Here is an 18,097-nt window from a genome sequence, read left to right as displayed (position 1 = left end):
ACATGATTAGGCAACGCCAATCTTCTTATTGCCAGTAGGAAAAACCATGCCTGATACAACCTCCCTAACTCTGTTTTTGATTGCTGCCTTAACTTTAAATGTGACTCCGGGCCCAGATATGCTCTATGTCATTGCCCGTAGTCTTGGACAAGGGCGCAAAGCAGGTGTTGTTTCGGCTATTGGGATTGGTATTGGTGCCTTAGTGCATACTCTAGCTGCTGCTGTTGGACTTTCAGCGCTGTTAATGTCTTCAGCGATTGCTTACAGTGTGGTGAAGTACCTGGGTGCTGCGTATTTAATCTACCTGGGCGTTCGGATGATTTTGAGTCAGAAACGCAATCAATCCTTAGCAACACTTGCGAACGCCAGTCTGAGGCGGATTTTTTCACAAGCGATCGCAACTAGTATCCTCAACCCGAAAGTAGCAATTTTCTTCATTGCCTTTTTGCCACAATTTGCCAACCCTTCACAAGGTTCAGTAGCTTTGCAGATTGCTGTTTTAGGAGCTTTGTTTAGTACAACAGGGACAATCGTGAATACAACCGTTGCCTTATTATCTGGTTCCTTCGGTGACTGGCTCCAAACCCGCCCTCGTTTCTCGCAATTCCAGCAATGGTTCACTGGCAGTGTGTTCGTTGCACTTGGCACTAGCATTGCCCTTCCTGAACGCAAGTAGTAAGCTCCTACACATCTAAGCTGATGTAGAAAACCATGACAGATACAACCGCCCTAGCAGTTTTTATGATTGCTGCCTTGACGTTAAATGTGACACCGGGACCGAATATGTTGTACGTCACCACACGTAGCCTAGGACAAGGGCGCAAAGCAGGTGTTGTCTCAGCAATCGGAATTGGTGTCGGTAACTTAGTACATACGTTGGCGGCTGCACTTGGACTTTCAGCGCTGTTAATGTCTTCAGCGATTGCCTACAGTGTGGTGAAGTATGTGGGTGCTGCGTATTTAATCTACCTGGGCGTTCGGATGATTTTGAGGAATAAACACAATAACTCTTTAACAACGCTCACCGATGCTAGTCTGAGGCGGATTTTTTCACAAGCGATCGCAACTAGCGTCCTCAACCCGAAAGTCGCCCTTTTCTTCATCGCCTTCTTACCTCAGTTTGCCAACCCTTCACAAGGTTCAGTAGCTTTGCAGATTGCTGTTTTAGGAGCTTTGTTTAGTACGACAGGGACAATCGTAAACACAACAGTTGCCTTATTATCCAGTTCCTTCGGTGACTGGCTCCAAACCCGCCCTCGCTTCTCGCAATTCCAGCAATGGTTTACAGGCAGTGTGTTTGTAGCACTTGGCACTAGCATTGCCCTTCCTGAGCGCAAGTAACAGATAACGGCTGATTGTCTTTACCAAATCAACAAGTAATCCTTCACCAAATCAACACGTAGCAATTCCCACCGCTCAATAAACTGAAGGTGTTAGAACGCATCTACTAAAGGGAATACTTACATTGATGTTTGGTATATTTTATGGTTGGCTTTAACTCTCTACCCTTCAAATTCCTGCGCCGAAATACTCATACTACCTCTGGAATTGACCCCTCTATCAAGAGTACACAGCCAGTCGTGCTGAAGTCGCCAGCACCACCCCAGAAACCAAAATCACTCGCTGAGCTGGAAAAAGAAGCAGAGGCAAAGTACTATGCCACTTACCCTCACAAGCAACCGCAAGCCCAACCTGTAAAAGCGAAACCCCGTATATTTAGCAAACTTATTTGGGCAACGGTACTACTTGGGATTCCTGTCGGTGCGGTTTGGGTAGCAAACCTGCCTTATCCAGTGATTCGTCGCCCAGTGGCACGGACTGCGCCAATTTTGCTGGTACCTAGCTATATGAGTCTAGACGAGAACTTCCGGCAAGTGATCGCATCGGTTCAACAAGCCCAACAACTAATTGACAACCCCACTAGTCCAGCCGACTTGGATATGGGAGCCAAAAAGGTCAAAGAGGCACAAAAACATCTCGATGCTCTGCCGATCGGGTTTTTGAACGATTTGCCCGAATATAGATATTGGTGGTATGACTCGCGGTTTAGTATCTACGGATTTAATTCCGCCCGTACTAAGGTTGGGCAACTAGAAGCTAAAGTATTTCAAGAAAAGAATGCCCAGACGTTGCTCACAGACAGTGAACTTGCTCTGAATAAAGCCAAACAGCAGTATCAACAGGCAGTAACACCAACCGATAAACAAATTGCGATCGCATCTTGGCGTTCAGCAATCGACCAACTCAAGCAAGTTCCTGGCTCCACTTTGGCAGGAAAAACGACACAAGCCAAATTGGAAAGCTACCAACGTGATTTTCAAGAAGTTGTTGGACTTGCTGCTGGGAACGAGCGCATGAGTACGCTAATTCTAGGGGCGCAACAGTTTTCTTGGCAAGCAGCTAAAGCAGGTCAAAATCCACCCCATACTGTTGCAGAGTGGGAACAAGTGGAAAAGTTATGGCAGCAAGCAATTGCTCGGCTTGAACAGATTCCCTCAGATGACCTAACAGGCTATGCTGAGGCACAACGATTGCTAGCCCAGTACAACACAAACTTAGGGCAAGTACGGATACGACAGCAGTCTGAGCAGAATTCTGTAGCTGTTCTACAACAAGCACAATCGCAAATTCAGACATTACAAGCTAATGCCCAATATCTGGATCACAACCGCAACATCAGCCAGCTACAGAGCATTATCGATGAACTAGAAAATGTTCAAAATGGCACAACTGCTTATCTGAAAGCTCAAAATTTGCTGCTATCAGCACAAAACAAACTTAATCAACTTCAGTCTCAGCCTCCTAAAAACCCAGGCTAAAAAAGCGTTCAGCACGACTGGATAATTAATTTCATCGTTACTACTAGTCCCCCGCTTCTCGCAAGCGGGATTTCTGTTATGGGTGTAGAAAAAGTGCGATCGCAACCCTGTTGGATGAGGTACAGCGGGAGGTGTATGAAACTTGCTTAGGGAGTAAGGAAAACAAAAAAGCTGATAGTTGATAGCTGACGGCTTCCTGCTATAAGTGATTCAAGCCAATTAAGTTAAAGAATGTTAAGTATTTGATCTGAAACGAAATCTTTTTGCGTTTCTTTCCTTACCAGGAGGGGTTCAAGATTGTCGTTGCTCTGTACACAAGTGATGAATAATGCCTATCTTGGCTCTTAAGCGCCAATTACATAACCTACGTTAATTTTTTGTAGCAGTTACAAACCGTTGTGAACAAGCTAGCGGGGAATCATCCTTTATTTTGTACGATAAGTTGATAGAGCAGTTAGCAAAATCTGCACTACTAAGGGCGATTTCTACGACCCAACTATAATGGCTAGCACACTAAGCCTGTTAGTCGTGGCAAGGCGAGGTACTGGTGCTAAAGACGTTAGCCGCGTCTACAGCGCAAATCTGCTGAGCTTGTGCTGATACTCGAAAAGCGTTAGTAAATCCGGCTGTAGTCGAATAGGCGCAAGCGCTCTCGACGGACAACCGATTAGCTAACACGCACTCCCTCACTTACAAACTGATGCGAATGAAGTAACCCGATCATTATGAAAAACCTCGTCACCTAGATAATAGGTGCCGAATCGCGTCGATATGCCTGGACAAAGTAAAAAAAACTGATTGATGATCATCACGACTTCCGTGCTGGCTGACTTACTGGAAGCCATGCCCCACCTGCGGCAGCAAGTTTATTTCAAGTCTTCTTTGACTGCACTGTCCCATGCTATGGAAGATCAAGTCTTAGCGGGAGCGGAGCAGCCTTTGGTGATTGCCAGTTTCCAGCGAGAGCGCTTCTATCGTCAAGAAGCACACCGATATCGACGAATTGCCCAACAAACCTCTCAAGTCTATGTACTGGCAGCACCGGATGCTGACTTTAAGAATAGCTCCGAGTATTACGAGACGGTTGCCTTTGAGCCTGGAGATGCCCTCTCTCAGGAGTGGCATTTAGTCGTAATTGGGCAACAGTACGCCAACTGCTTGATTTGCCGGGAACGATTCGCACCCACAGACAGCACAAATATGGAGATGGACCCATCTCGCCGCTTTGAGGGAATTTGGACATTTGATCGGAACGTTAGCAGGAAAGCGGCTGATTTACTATTAACTCGCATTGAGGCTTATCGACCTGAACTGGCTACCAAGATTGCACAAGCAAAATCCCTGTATGTAGGAGATTTGTCACTCAGGCGAGAAATTGCTTCGCCATCGCGACAAGATGCTCCTAATCCCGACCCCTTTGTCCAACGTCTGGTGACTTACTTACAAGCGGGACAGTACAAATTGCTCAAGGCTTATCGCTCAATCTCCGCTCAAGAACAGAAAGAGCGCTTGGTGAACTCAATCACGGCGGCAATTCGCCGTAGCCTAAATCCTGATGAAATTCTTGAAGTCGCGGTGCGGGAATTGGGACAGGCGCTCGAATCGTGTCGTTGTCTGATTTATCGCTGTAAGGCAACAGATGCTGTGGCGACGATTACCCATGAATTTCTCAAAACTGGGGATAGTGGTGAAATATCTCTTGCTCCTGCGTTAGGACAAACTTGGTCGTTGCAAGATAATCACCTATTTCAATCTGTTGTACAGCGTCGGGAATCGATTTATGTAGAAAATACACAGGCAGAACTATGCCTTAACGGTACTCAAGAATTACCAAAGCCGAAGGGTGAACTCCAAGGAGAAAATTCTGATAGCACCACGTTATCAAGTACAGAGTCGCGTGAAGCAGAACTACCACGTCAGCGAAGTATGCGCCGACAGCGCTCTGGGCAGGGAAGCAAATCGGCTTCAGAGGAGTTAGCAGAACGATCTAGTGAAAGTCGCGATTCGTCATCCTCGCTCAAAAATCTGGTACGACAGTTCTCCGTGCGATCGCTTCTGATGGTACCTGTGCTGTATCAGGGTCAGTTGCTTGGAATGGTGGAGTTACATCATTGTGGGATAACGCCTTATCGCTGGAAAGAAGATGAATTGTCACTTGTAGAAGCGATCGCAACTCAAGTCGGCGTCGCCCTGATTCAAGCCGAAGCCTATGCTAACCTCGAAGACTTAAACCAGCAGCTAGAAGCCCTTGACCGTACTCGTAGCAATTTAGTCGCTATCACTGGTCATGAACTCCGCACGCCTCTCTCTACCATTCAGGTTTGCTTAGAAAGTCTTGCCACTGAACCTGATATGTCTCCAGAATTACGTCAGGTAATGCTCAACACTGCTCTTGCTGACGCTGAACGGATGCGGAAGCTGGTTCAAGACTTCCTTACCCTCTCCCGCTTAGAAAGCGGTCGTGTGGAATGGCACCCCGAACCCCTTTCTCTCCAAGAGTGTATCGACCTTGCTCTGAGCAATATCCGCGCTCGCCGATCTGAAGAGGAGCGACCACAAATTACGACACAAGTGCCAGAAGATCTCCCTCTTGTCCGAGCAGATGGTGAATGGCTTGTCGAAGCTCTAGCTAAGCTTCTGGACAATGCTTGCAAATTTACCAGCCCTCAAGGGCAAATCACGATTGCCACAAAATCCAACGGTGGTTCAATGTTAGAAGTTACTGTATCAGATACAGGTCGTGGCATTGAACCCAATCGACTGGAAGCTGTCTTTGACCGTTTCTATCAGGAAGAAGGGGCGCTGCGACGAACCGCTGGTGGGACAGGTCTGGGTTTGGCAATTTGTCGTCAGATTGTCAAAGGTTGGGGCGGTGAAATTTGGGCAGACTCCGCTGGCAAAGACCAAGGCAGTCAATTTCACTTCACTGTCCCAATTAGCCCCCGTCCCGTAGAATCTAAGCCCTCAACACCCAGCATTCAAAGAGCCACACCTCGTAACAAACGCTCAGCCGCCAAAAATCAGTCAGAAACCGACAACGGACTACAGCCAAAAAGCTAAAGCCTAGATAATTCATCAGTTCTCTGGTACAAACAACCAACAACCAACCAACGAACTGTTACAGTTCTTGACAGAGTCGCAAGACAGGTATGACCTCGGTGATAGCATTCCCTAAATGCCCTTAATAAGGTGGAAAAAAATAGTATGGTAGACACCCTTACTGGACAAGCTCCTCTCTTCGGTGGCGGTACTGGCGGATTGCTGACCAAAGCCAAAGTGGAAGAAAAGTACGCAATCACCTGGACTAGCCCCAAAGAGCAAGTATTTGAATTGCCGACTGGTGGCGCGGCTACAATGCGTCAAGGTGACAACTTGCTGTATTTGGCTCGCAAAGAATACTGCATCGCCTTAGGCGGTCAGCAACTGCGGGCGAAATTCAAAATCAACAACTACAAGATTTACCGGATTTACCCCAACGGTGAAATCCAGTATCTGCATCCTAACGATGGCGTTTTCCCTGAGAAGGTCAATCCAGGACGTCCTTACGTCGGCAAGAGAGACCGTAATATCGGTAGCAATGTAGAACCAGCTACGGTCAAGTTCAGTGGGCAGAAACCCTACGATATCGTCTAATCTGAGGGACTAGGAACTGGGGACTAGGGACTGGGGACAGAGGAAGAATTGAGAGATTATGGTGAATAGCCTCTATCTCTATTCCCTCTAGCCCTAACCCTCTAGTCCCCACGCTCTAGCCTCAACCCCCTAGCCCCTAGCAAACGGATGATTCTCCCAGATTTTTCTCAATTTTCAGCACTGGCTCAACAGGGTAATTTTGTTCCGGTTTACCAAGAGTGGGTCGCGGACTTGGAGACACCCGTATCAGCTTGGTATAAGGTTTGTGCCGGTCAGCCTTACAGCTTTTTGTTGGAATCGGTAGAAGGTGGAGAAAATCTAGGACGTTACAGTTTTTTGGGCTGTGACCCGTTGTGGGTATTGGAAACAAGAGGAGAACGCACAACTCAGACGCATCGGGATGCCTCAGTTACGGTGTTTGAGGGCGACCCTTTTGAAACTCTAGCCAATTGTTTAAAACCTTATCAGCCTGTAAAATTGCCCCAACTACCGCCGGGAATTGGCGGTTTATTTGGTTTCTGGGGGTATGAGCTGATTCGCTGGGTGGAACCGCGTGTTCCTGTCTATCCGCCTTCTGAGCAGGATTTGCCGGATGGGTTATGGATGCAGGTGGACAACCTGATTATTTTTGATCAGGTGAAGCGTAAGATTTGGGCGATCGCATACGCAGATTTGCGAGGATCGGATGGGAATTTAGAGCAAGCCTATCAACAAGCGTGCGATCGCGTTCGTGCATTGGTCAACAAACTTCAACTCCCCCTATCCGGCAAAGACACGGTACTAGAATGGACACCTCCAGAAAGCGCGACTCAGGAGTTGTCTTATACGAGCAACACAGAAGCCTCTCAATTCTGCACGAATGTCGAAAAAGCGAAAGATTACATCCGTGCCGGAGACATCTTTCAAGTTGTGCTGTCTCAGCGCCTCTCGGCAGACTACAGTGGTGACCCCTTTGCCCTTTACCGTTCTCTGCGGTTAATTAATCCCTCGCCTTACATGGCATATTTCAACTTTGGGGATTGGCAAATTATTGGCTCTAGTCCAGAAGTGATGGTTAAGGCAACCACCTCACCTCACGGGGGACTCCAGGCAACCTTGCGACCGATTGCCGGGACAAGACGCCGAGGTCAGACCCTTCAAGAAGATGAGGCTTTAGCAGGGGAGTTACTCAAAGACCCAAAAGAGATTGCTGAACATGTCATGCTCGTTGACTTAGGTCGTAATGACCTAGGACGCGCTTGTAAAGCTGGGACAGTGAATGTTGATCAACTGATGGTAATTGAGCGCTATTCCCATGTCATGCATATTGTCAGCAATGTCGTGGGAGAACTCGACGAAAATAAAACCACTTGGGATTTACTCAAAGCGTGCTTTCCTGCTGGTACCGTCAGCGGTGCGCCCAAGATTCGGGCAATGGAAATTATTCACGAACTGGAGCAGGAGCGTCGTGGTCCCTACTCTGGAGTATATGGTTGCTACGATTTTGAGGGTCAGCTTAATAGTGCGATTGCGATTCGCACAATGGTTGTTCGCCTTCAAGACTCTGGTCAGCATACCGTCTCTGTTCAAGCAGGTGCTGGTTTGGTTGCTGATTCTGACCCAGAAAAAGAATACGAAGAAACTCTCAATAAAGCGCGAGGCTTACTAGAGGCAATTCGCTGCCTTCGCTCAACGGGGCAAGAAAAAGTGGAAGGCTGAGAACAACCTAATCTGAAAATAAGGCAGAAGGCAGAAGGCACAGGGCAAAAGGAATAAGGATTTTCATCCATTCGCCGTGATCGACAGCTCATTGTGCCTCTTCTGCCTTTTGCTATATCTCATAGTGCCTACTTCGTAAATAAGAAATTGTTAACTAGGAATTGCCCGGATGGGGTTGAGGGTTGTTCCATAATGACGGCTTCAATGGGCATAATGCCTGCTTTTTCTCCATTAATGCAACGAGCAGCTTCCCGTGATAAATCTAAAGTTCGATCAGCAACATAGGGGCCTCGATCATTAATGCGAACAATTACAGACTCATCGTTTTCTAGATTTCTTACTTTTAGGTAAGTATTAAATGGTAGGGAGGGATGAGCAGCCGTGAGTTCGTGCTGATTGTAGGTTTCTCCTGTTGCCGTTAGACGACCATGAAAATAGCTTCCGTACCAGGAGGCTTGTCCTTCAAATGTTTTTGATGTTTCTACTAAGTTATGCAGTTGCCTCTGTGCTTCTGCTAGCTTCAAAGGAGCTTTTCCCAATACAAGACGGAGATTGTTTGCCCATTCAATTGCAAGTAGTTCGCCATTTCGGTTTAAGTCTGTTGCTAGGTGTTGGCTAACTTTAAATAAAATGCGATCGCCAATTTTTATCGCAGGTGAACCATCAAAGCGTGTCAGCTCAATTAAAGAGGTATCCAATGACGGGTCAGACAAGAACCGCTTCAGACGTTGAGCAATTAAATTAGCTTGCTGCTGATGTGGAAGTTGGGCAATTAGCTGCCCCTTCACCCAGACTTGAAACTGCTTCGCCTCATTTTTGGAAACCGCTGCAACACCTTGATTCTTTTGCCGTTGTGAGTAGTGCCAAAAGCCTCGCCTTATACGTCGTCCTTCTCTATTTTCTTGATTTCCAACTCGTTCTGAAGCCTGAGTACTAACAACAACAATCGAAGATATTAGGGCTTTTTCCGGCGATTCAGCACGCTGGCGCCAAGGTAAGAGATTTTGCATCACCTGCAAAATCTGCTGAGGAAGTGTTGCTTTAGATGGCTCTCGATAGGAAACTTCACTCCACGAAGCCGATGAGGATAATTGACTAGTTGCAATAGGTTGGAAATTTTCTGCTGAATTTGACTGGGGGCGACACAATCTATTGTTCGTTCCATTAACACGAGAGGGAGGATGAACAGCCACTTCTTTCGGCTGGGACTGATACTCGGAAGTACCTAGACCGAAGTGAAATCCAATGTTAGGAACCGCTGCAACGGCTAATTTAGAAGACCAAATTTCTGGGTAGAGCGGTGATGGAAAAAGTCGAGGATTGGGTAACTCAATTGGACTACTAATAACTGATAAAACTCTGGTAGGGCTAGCATTATTGAGGTAATCAGGCACCCTAAATAACCCTTGACTAGATGCCAGAAAACAGCTAACCCAGGAAGTTACTCGAACAAGTCCGAAAAATGACATGAGCAGTGAAATCTTAATGTAAAATGCACACTGACTGATGAACAGTATTACATTATATAGACATCGGGGATCAATAGATCAATCTTGAGGATGATCCCAATAAGTGCCCTAATACGGCACTCTAGCGCGTTTTCTGGAGTGATCTCCGATTGGCACCCAACAGACTCCAGTTGTTCATTTCGTCATAGTGAATCCTTAAAACCACGAAAATGAAGAGACTAACTTTTTATATTGTTGATGTCTTTGCCGTCGAAAAGTATTCAGGCAATCAACTGGCTGTTTTCACAGATGCGGCTCATCTTTCTGAAGCTCAAATGCAAGTATTTGCCAAAGAGATGAATTATTCAGAAACCACTTTTATTACATCTACAGAGGGGCAAAATGGAGGGTATAATGTCAGGATTTTTACGCCTGCAAAAGAACTGCCGTTTGCAGGTCATCCAACGTTAGGTACTGCCTATATTATTCAACAAGAAATCATCAAGCAATCTGTTGAAACCGTTAGCTTAAACTTGAAGGTTGGGCAAATCCCTGTAACTTGGCACAATTCGGAAGAGGCTGGTGAAGTGCTATGGATGCGTCAAAACCCGCCTACCTTTCATCAAAAACTTGATGCTTCCGCCCTAGCTGTAGTTTTGGGTTTGGAGGAAGATGAGATTGATTCTCGTTTTCCTATTCAAGAAGTGTCTACAGGAGTTCCGTTTATTATTGTTCCTTTAAGAACACATGAATCTCTTAAGCGAACTCGTGTAAATAGGGATAAATACTTTAACTTAGTAGAGAAAACTGAAGCCAAAGAAATCCTGGTGTTTTGTCCAGAAACCTACTCAGCGGAGAATAATCTGAGCGTTCGGGTATTTGCTGAGTATTTGGGGATTCCAGAAGACCCAGCAACGGGGAGTGCAAATGGTTGTTTGGCGGGGTATTTGGTTGAGTATTCCTACTTTGGAGAAAAGCCTGTGGATGTGCGTGTTGAGCAGGGTTATGAAATGGGTAGACCCTCTCTGTTATTACTCAAGGCGCAGAAGAATGAAGACATGATAGAAGTGTTGGTGGGTGGTAAGGTGATGATGGTTGCAAAAGGAGAATTTGTTTAGAGCGATCGCATCTGATTGGTTTTGCGATAAGGATTTTTAATAAGTTTGCTTGCCTACGTTAAACCTTACTGGTCTAATCGTTTAATGTATGACTGATGGAAAATTCGGCAATGCACTGCAAGCTGACATCCAGCGCGTTATTGCTTCAGGTATAGATGACTTTTTTGAGTTAGCGAAAATTCTTGGTCGAAACCCTCTTGAGGATTTTGCTGGTACTGACCTGAGGCGGGTCAATTTCAAGCGTGCGGAACTCACTGGGGTAGATTTTCGCCGCGTCAATCTCACTGGCGTGAATCTCAGTGTCGCTAACTTGAAACAGGCTGACCTAACTGAGGCAATCCTTTGTGGTGCTGACTTTGTGTATGCTGACTTGAGTCGTGCCAACTTGAGTGGCGCTGACCTCAGCGAGGTCAGTCTGATTAATGCTAATCTCCGGGATGCTGACTTGCGGGGTGCTAATCTTCAAGGAGCAGATTTGCGGACGATGCTACCCCGTGCGAACTTAAGTGGTGCCAACTTGAGCGGTGCTAATTTGTGCAGTGCGTATTTACCAAAGGCTAACCTAAGAGGTACGAATTTGAGCGGGGCTTTGCTTCAACAGGCAGAACTCACTGAGGTCAATCTTAATGAGGCGAATCTGCAAGGTGCTGACTTGAAGCAAGTTGAACTAGGAAGTGCCAATGTGGAAAAGGCTTACTTTGGCAACAATTTAGGACTGACTAACACGATGAAGCTTGAGTTGATGCAGCGAGGAGCAATCTTTATAGATTGATGGGATGAAGCAATTCAAAATCCTGTACTCGTTTGCCTAACCTCCTCAACAGACAAACTCAACGCTTCTGCCACCTGTTCCACAGTCAAACCCATTGCTAATAACCGAGGTATTGCATCCCTTCGCGTCTGCTCTACACTTTCAGCGCGTTACCAGGGTTTACGCTCTGGGTCATGACGATTCTAAGGTTGAAATTTTATCATCGAATGCTAACAGCTAGAGGTGGCTCGAAGTGAGATTTAGCGGTCTCCAGGTGCTTGAGTAGTGTCGCTTGAGGAAGTGGCCCTTGCAAGTGACTCCAAGGCAATATTTGATCAGTTGACCAGTTGGCATGGACATAGAAGCCAAGTTCTGGCAGTTGCCCTCGTAACTGTTTGAAGGCACGGCGGAAACTACCGACAGAGTCACCGTAATGTCGTGTTAGTTCCAAAAGATGGGAGAGACGGCGATCGCCTCTTGATATCAATGCCTGAATCACTGACCAGTTATAGCTTTCCGGGCGAAACTCCATGCCTTGCGGTTTAAGCTGCTTCTGCAAAAACTTCAGCCGCTTCTCTGCATCAGGATTTACCCCAAACCACTGAAACGGTGTATGTGCTTTTGGGACAAACGTACTGCAACCCAGCGTTAATCGTAAACCAGGAACAGTTTTCTTGATGTCTCGCATCATTGCCACTGTCTGTTCAACGTCTGACATCTCTTCACCGGGAACACCCACCATGCCGTAGAGTTTGAGACTTTTTAATCCACCAGCTTTGGCATTGATTGCCGCTTGGATAATTTCTTCATTTGTCAGCTTCTTGTTGATAATCTGCCGCAACCGTTCTGAACCACTTTCAACCGCGATCGTGATTGAGCGGGTGTCTCGTTTGGCGAGGGTTTCTGCTAGCTTCTGTGTTACTGTGTTCGTCCGTACTGAAGCAATACTCAGCCGCACGTTTTCATACTGAGGCTGACTTAAGAAATCTAGCAACTGTTCAAACTCTGGATGTTGAGTCACTGATGCGCCCAATAAGCCAATCCGGTCAGTTACCTCTAACCCCCGCTTAATCGCAGGAATTAAGGAACCTTCCAAACTTGCTGTCCGAAACGGTAATGTTAGATAACTCGCCAGACAAAAGCGGCACATCTCAGGGCAACTGCGTACCACTTCCACCATGTAGATGTTTTCCCAAGCGGCTTTCTCAGTTACGACTGTTGAAGCGGATAAGGTATTACCCCGATAGGTTTGCTTTTCTACCTTGGCGGGAATTTCGGTATCTATCGGGTGAATTGATGCGATCGCACCTGTTGAGTCGTGGTAAATGACCTCATATAGGCTGGGAACATATACCCCTGGCACCTGCGCTAAACGACGCAGTTGAGTCTTTCGGTCGGCTGTGCGGACTTCTTTGTAAGCGTCAATGAAATCACCTAGGAGGTTTTCCCCATCTCCTAGCAGTATCACATCGAAGAAGTCTGCAAAGGGTTCTGGATTTGCGGTCAGCACTGGTCCACCACCGAATACGAGAGGGTGGTCAGAGGAACGCTCTGCCGACTTTACTGGAATCTCCAGAAATTCCAGCAGATTCAGTATATTGACATAATCCAATTCCCATGATAAAGAGTAACCTAACAATTCCGGTCGTCCCGGTAATGGCTCATGGCAATCGGTGAACAAGCGACTCACCTGAATGTCAGAGCGCATGGCGAGTGTTGCCCACACAACCTGATAGCCTAGGCTAGTAATCCCGACGCTGTATTCATTGGGAAAGGCAAAGATGGTTTGAATCGCACCAGCATCAGGAGTGGCTGGTGTAAAAAGAAGGCGTTCAGATGCAAATACAACAGGGGTCACAGGCAGTGCGTGAGTGTAAGCGAAAGTGTCTCACCTATATCTAATTTTAAGAATTACAATCAACAACGCCAAAATCAGGGTTGTGGCGTTTGCCAGAATAACTGGCATTGCCTGAATTGCTAGCCCATACAGAAGCCAGAGGAAAACACCGATGCTGAAGGTAATCATCATTACTAAAGAAACATCTTTAGCTGACCGAGAACGCCATGTTTTAATCACTTGGGGTAAAAAAGCGATCGTGGTTAGTGTTGCCGCGACGTAGCCTAAAATATCAATTGATTCTGTGTCCATTGTTATAAATTTTCAGCAACTACTGTTAACGACTAATGGCGGCTTTGCCGAAGGATTGTAAAGCGAGGAGGCTTGTTTAGACCGTTCCTTGAGGACTTACATAAACTGATGCAATTCTTTGGGGAGCTTTGAGCCTTAGTCTGGCTAAGGGTTTCAAGGTATTGAGTCTTAATTTATAGCAAAAAGAAAATTAGTACTTAGCCCAGATTTTGATCCCAAGCCCTAAAATAAGCAAGAAGTTGTGGTGGCTTGTGGTGTAATTGAGGAGTTGAAGTGTCAAAATTCATCCCAAAGAATAAAGATCTATCGAGCCAGTTGAATTCGGGAGCTTCGATGGTACCGAAACCGGAAGGGACGTCTCATAGTGATGTTCAACAAGATGAGAAAAAGCTATCTAAATCAAAGCGTTTGCCCTTGACACGCTTCCTACAAGGAGCCGCAGTCCCACTGAACGGGATGAAGCGACTTTCGGGCACTGTAATCGAGCAGTTCACAGGACCAAGACAGCTACATCGTCGCTACTGGTTTTGGTTGGGGTTGGGGGTTGGGGGTAGTGCGATCGCGTTAGGTGTAGGCTGGCAAGCGCTGGAGGCTAGTGTTCCTGATTCAACAGATAATGTCTTAACGTATGTCCGAGAGGACACCGTAACGATTAAAGCCGCAGATGGCGCAATCATTCAGCAAATTGGCCCAGCCACCCGTGAGACGCTGAAGGTTCAGGAAATACCTGAACGCTTAATTCAAGCCTTCATCGCGATTGAAGATCGACGCTTTGAAAACCATCATGGGGTCGATTTCCAAGGTGTTCTCCGTGCGGCGCTGTCTAACCTCCAGGCAGGGAATGTTGTCGAAGGTGGTAGCACAATCACCCAGCAGTTAGCGCGGATTGTCTACTTTGACCAAGAGCAGAGCATCATGCGTAAGCTCAAAGAAATGCGGATGGCGCAAAAAATTGAGGAGAATTTGAGCAAAGATCAAATTCTTGAGCGTTACTTGAACCTCGTCTATCTGGGTTCAGGAGCCTATGGAGTGACGGATGCGGCTTGGGTTTATTTTAGTAAAACCGTCAATCAACTCACTGTGCCAGAAATAGCGATGCTGGCGGCATTACCTCCGGCTCCTAGTGAATTCTCCCCGTTTATTAACGAAAAACTTGCGAAACAGCGCCGTGATATCGTGCTGCAACGGATGCAGGACGTTGGATATCTGACACCTGCTGAAGCTCAAGCGGCGATCGCAACCCCCCTAACGACAAAACGTAGCAATCCCAAACGGCTTGACCGCAAAGCCTACTACTTTACCGAATACGTTCAACAAGAACTACCCAAGTACGTCCCTAAAGATGTGCTATCTAAAGGCTTGACCGTTGAAACCACTCTAAATATGGAATGGCAAGCCGCTGCTGAAGAAGCAATTAAAGACACCATTGAAGAAAATGGTCGCTGGCAAGGGTTTAAGCAAGCCGCTTTAGTCGCAATTGACCCCCGTAATGGTCAGATCAAAGCCATGGTTGGGGGAAAAGATTTTTACGATCAACAATTTAACCGGGTCACTCAGGCTCAACGTCAGCCTGGTTCTACTTTTAAAACATTTCTTTACACCACTGCTGTTGCCGCAGGCATCTCTCCAAACCGTGGCTACTTAGACGCTCCCTACGTTGTCGATGGCTACGAACCGAAAAACTACAGTGAAAAGTTCCGAGGCTGGATTTCAATTCGTGACGCCCTCATCTCCTCAATCAACGTTGTTGCCGTCAAAACGTTAATTGATGTCGGTTGGGAGCCAACCATCGAAGTAGCAAAGAAAATGGGCATCGAATCGAAACTTCACTCGACCTACTCCCTGGCATTAGGAGCGTCTGAGGTGAATCTCCTAGAGATGACGAGTGCTTACGGTACCCTCGCCGCCAAAGGAGTTCATACTAAACCCCACGGCATTAGGCGGATTCTTGACCAGCACGGCAAGGTGATTTACGAAGAAAACTTTAAGGGTGAACGAGCAATTGACGAAGAAACGGCTGCGATTATGACCTGGATGCTGCGAAGTGTTGTAACTAACGGAACCGGTCGTGCAGCTCAGCTAGGGCGACCGGTTGCGGGGAAAACTGGCACCACTGATGATGCTCGCGATCTCTGGTTTATTGGCTATATTCCTCAACTGGTAGGTGGTGTGTGGCTTGGCAATGACGACAACAAGCCGACCGGTGGTGCGAGTACTACAGCGGCTGCAACTTGGCGTCAGTTTATGAAGGAGGTCGTAGAAGATATGGAAGTTGAAGCCTTCCCCGACCGACCTGACAAAATTGAAGGTCGTAAGCCAACGATTGAAGCTAAGCGAATTCGATTTAAGCGGGCAATAACTAAAAAAGTTCCTGACTCAGAGAGGTCGGACAGGTCAGAACGGTCTTCTGAAGGTACATCTAGAAGAAGTAGAAGAAGCGATCGCACTACACGTTCCGAGGCAACACCAGTAGAACCTCGTCGTTCCAGTCGGCGTCGGCGCAGCGAAACAGTTAGCCAACCTCAGCCTCAGCAAGAACAACCCGTCAGACGTTCTCGTCGCCGTCAGTCTGTACAAAACCAGGCTTCCAACGAACCTGCTCCGAGCCAACCCGTTCGCCGCAGGTCGTCTCGCAGGGAATCGGCTCCCAGCAATCCAGCACCCAGACAGTCAGCGCCTGCAAGACGACGAGCTGCTCAATCTGCTCCCCCAGCGCCAAGGCCTGCTGCGGCACCTCCCGCTCCCAAATTTGAACCCGCACCTGTTGCGGCACCTCCCGCTCCTCCTGCTTCTAGAAAAGCGCCCTCTGCCCCAGCTCCGGCGGCGCCTGATGCACCGGCTTCTGCGGAATGAAGTAGCTAGTTGTTAGTAGGGAACATAAAGGACATCTAGGGGGTAATTCACTGAATTGCTCCTTATTTATTATTTATTTAGAGGAATAAAAAGGGGACAAAGCATGAGAATGTATAGAGGATTCGTACCTATAAATAGGGCGATCGCTTCAGTTAAGTTAAGTAGGGCAAAGTTTCCCAGTTCCTAATTGCCTAGTCCTTAAACCAACAATGTTTATTTTTCACTGACCTGCTTGGTTATTGATTTTCCCATCGTTTACAAAGCAATTACTTATCAGCACCAATTTGTAACTTAAAAATTACAATTATGTAGTTATCGATGCTATTAAGTGACTTTTGGGTGCAAACTTACTACTAAGAACAATAACAAAAGGCAAGCATTGACAGTGAGTAGACGCATTCACGTTACATTGCCGGATTCTATTTATGAAGCTTTGGAGCGCTGGGCTGATCAACAGGGAAGACCTACAGCTAATCTGGGGGCTTTCCTGATTGAAGTGGCTGTAATGGAAGCTCAAAAAACAGGTGAGCTTCCACCCAAGCTCGAAAAACCCCAAAAGGGTAGGTAAAACGCAGGATTAACAGAGTAGCGTAGGCTATCCCGCACAAAACAATGCGATCGCACCTGTAATTTGTGAAGAGAATGTGCGATCGCTTCACTTGAAATGCTCAATTTCCACTTCACAGTCAATACTCAAGCGTTGACGGTCAATACTGTTTGCTTAACCATCCGCAAGAACACAGACTGAGTTAATAATATGTTTTGATCACTACTATTTATTGGTTCTAGTATTAAGAATTGTTGCCTAACAACGATTCAAACTCAGCTCTTAAGGACTGGATATCAGCGACTCTCGCCACTAACAAATTTTCCTTACCAGCATCATTTAACCGTACCTTCCAATACCGAATCCCTTCCGAGTGATTCATCCAAAATTGAATTACCGTATCCACAACCCGATCCATTTCCCAACCCCCTTTAGGAGGAACAGTCTCTATAGATTCAAGGAAAGCATCGAGTGTGCATTGATAAGTTCCCACGTATTCGATGCCGGTTGATACGTTTCTTTGAATAAACGTCTGTTGATGGTTGAAGAAATCTAAAACTGGTGAGATACCTAAGATTTCAAACGTGTATTTCATCCCTGTGTTCCTATCTATTGGTAAGTTCTACAAAGATTTAACCAATAGTATGCCCCCCAAGTTTGTATCATTAACATCTAACTAAAGTTACGTTTTTGGTAAACCAGAAGTTGGATTTGGGAAGAAACTACGGGGACAACGGTACTTCTTGATATACCGGGGGGAAAGCGAAAGTACTACGTTTGACCGCAACATGGTATCAAGGCAAAAGCTTGGCTTTCAGTGGAAAGATTTACCGTCCAGGCAGGTATTAGGAGCAAGTTTCTTTGCCGCCTTTTTTGGTACCTACCTGGCAATTTGGCTACAACAGACAGCCCTCAAATTTACAGCAGCAGGAATTGCCCAAACCCTTGCCGCGACTAGTCCTCTATTCGTACTGCCAATTGCGGTTTGGCTAGGTGAACTCGTGACGGTTCGAGCTGTTTTGGGTGTCTTGGTAGCAATGGCTGGGATTGCTTTAGTCCTAGGCTGAATGTCACTGACTTA

At 46.6% G+C, this 18,097-nt stretch carries 15 protein-coding genes and 1 pseudogene; 11 read left to right on the top strand and 5 right to left on the bottom strand.

All coding sequences use genetic code 11. The features are described 5' to 3' along the window. Positions 1-46: 46 nt before the first annotated feature. The 6 genes from H6F98_RS12430 to trpE all read left to right on the top strand — a co-directional run bounded on the left by H6F98_RS12430 (position 47) and on the right by trpE (position 8,150). Positions 47-676: a LysE family translocator gene (locus H6F98_RS12430; RefSeq protein WP_192219001.1), complete on the top strand. Its 630-nt coding sequence runs from the start codon at positions 47-49 to the stop codon at positions 674-676. Between the two features lie 35 nt (positions 677-711). Continuing rightward, the gene (locus tag H6F98_RS12425) at positions 712-1,341 is read left to right on the top strand and encodes a LysE family translocator (protein WP_192219000.1); all 630 of its coding nucleotides are present in this window, start codon (positions 712-714) and stop codon (positions 1,339-1,341) included. A 143-nt stretch (positions 1,342-1,484) separates the two neighbouring features. Then, the gene (locus tag H6F98_RS12420) at positions 1,485-2,819 is read left to right on the top strand and encodes a hypothetical protein (RefSeq protein ID WP_192218999.1); all 1,335 of its coding nucleotides are present in this window, start codon (positions 1,485-1,487) and stop codon (positions 2,817-2,819) included. Between the two features lie 801 nt (positions 2,820-3,620). Further along, a complete protein-coding gene (locus H6F98_RS12415; protein WP_192218998.1) occupies positions 3,621-5,879 on the top strand; it encodes a DICT sensory domain-containing protein in 2,259 nt (752 codons plus the stop codon). 144 nt (positions 5,880-6,023) lie between these two features. After that, entirely contained in the window at positions 6,024-6,452 is a 429-nt protein-coding gene (gene psaD, locus H6F98_RS12410) for a photosystem I reaction center subunit II PsaD (RefSeq protein WP_192218997.1), read from the top strand. Positions 6,453-6,599: 147 nt separating this feature from the next. Continuing rightward, positions 6,600-8,150 (top strand): anthranilate synthase component I, encoded by a 1,551-nt coding sequence (gene trpE, locus H6F98_RS12405; RefSeq protein ID WP_192218996.1) that lies wholly within the window; start codon positions 6,600-6,602, stop codon positions 8,148-8,150. A gap of 128 nt (positions 8,151-8,278) precedes the next feature. Here trpE and H6F98_RS12400 read toward each other — a convergent pair whose 3' ends face one another. Next, on the bottom strand, positions 8,279-9,619 hold the full coding sequence (locus tag H6F98_RS12400; RefSeq protein ID WP_192218995.1) for a septal ring lytic transglycosylase RlpA family protein: 1,341 nt from the start codon (positions 9,617-9,619) through the stop codon (positions 8,279-8,281). Between the two features lie 209 nt (positions 9,620-9,828). On the opposite strand from H6F98_RS12400, the gene H6F98_RS12395 reads away from it, so the two are divergent. Further along, positions 9,829-10,716 (top strand): PhzF family phenazine biosynthesis protein, encoded by an 888-nt coding sequence (locus tag H6F98_RS12395; RefSeq protein ID WP_192218994.1) that lies wholly within the window; start codon positions 9,829-9,831, stop codon positions 10,714-10,716. A gap of 88 nt (positions 10,717-10,804) precedes the next feature. Further along, entirely contained in the window at positions 10,805-11,488 is a 684-nt protein-coding gene (locus tag H6F98_RS12390; protein WP_192218993.1) for a pentapeptide repeat-containing protein, read from the top strand. 14 nt (positions 11,489-11,502) lie between these two features. On the opposite strand, the pseudogene H6F98_RS34595 reads toward H6F98_RS12390, so the two are convergent. The 3 genes and pseudogenes from H6F98_RS34595 to H6F98_RS12380 form a co-directional block, all read right to left on the bottom strand. Next, positions 11,503-11,637 (bottom strand): annotated as a pseudogene (locus tag H6F98_RS34595) (Uma2 family endonuclease); the annotation flags it as partial. Between the two features lie 50 nt (positions 11,638-11,687). Then, positions 11,688-13,325 carry a radical SAM protein gene (locus tag H6F98_RS12385; protein WP_192218992.1) on the bottom strand — a complete coding sequence of 546 codons (1,638 nt, stop codon included), beginning with the start codon at positions 13,323-13,325 and terminating at the stop codon, positions 11,688-11,690. A 30-nt stretch (positions 13,326-13,355) separates the two neighbouring features. After that, positions 13,356-13,616, bottom strand: coding sequence for a SemiSWEET transporter (locus tag H6F98_RS12380; protein WP_192218991.1), 261 nt, complete (start codon positions 13,614-13,616; stop codon positions 13,356-13,358). A gap of 333 nt (positions 13,617-13,949) precedes the next feature. On the opposite strand from H6F98_RS12380, the gene H6F98_RS12375 reads away from it, so the two are divergent. Next, positions 13,950-16,469, top strand: a complete 2,520-nt coding sequence (locus H6F98_RS12375) for a transglycosylase domain-containing protein (protein ID WP_192219044.1) — start codon at positions 13,950-13,952, stop codon at positions 16,467-16,469. 385 nt (positions 16,470-16,854) lie between these two features. Beyond that, complete coding sequence (locus tag H6F98_RS12370) at positions 16,855-17,037, top strand: ribbon-helix-helix domain-containing protein (RefSeq protein ID WP_192218990.1); 183 nt, start codon at positions 16,855-16,857, stop codon at positions 17,035-17,037. Between the two features lie 223 nt (positions 17,038-17,260). Here the strand turns inward: H6F98_RS12370 and H6F98_RS12365 are convergent, their stop codons facing one another. Further along, positions 17,261-17,611 (bottom strand): hypothetical protein, encoded by a 351-nt coding sequence (locus tag H6F98_RS12365; RefSeq protein ID WP_192218989.1) that lies wholly within the window; start codon positions 17,609-17,611, stop codon positions 17,261-17,263. A 193-nt stretch (positions 17,612-17,804) separates the two neighbouring features. Between H6F98_RS12365 and H6F98_RS12360 the strand changes: the two genes are divergently transcribed. Continuing rightward, positions 17,805-18,083, top strand: coding sequence for an EamA family transporter (locus tag H6F98_RS12360; protein WP_192218988.1), 279 nt, complete (start codon positions 17,805-17,807; stop codon positions 18,081-18,083). The last annotated feature ends 14 nt before the right edge of the window (positions 18,084-18,097 follow it).

The organism is Microcoleus sp. FACHB-SPT15 (assembly GCF_014849525.1).
GTDB classification, from domain to species: Bacteria; Cyanobacteriota; Cyanobacteriia; order Cyanobacteriales; family Coleofasciculaceae; genus Symplocastrum; species Symplocastrum torsivum.
The sequence above is the reverse complement of the archived record's forward strand: the minus strand, read 5'-3'. Positions and strand labels throughout refer to the sequence as shown.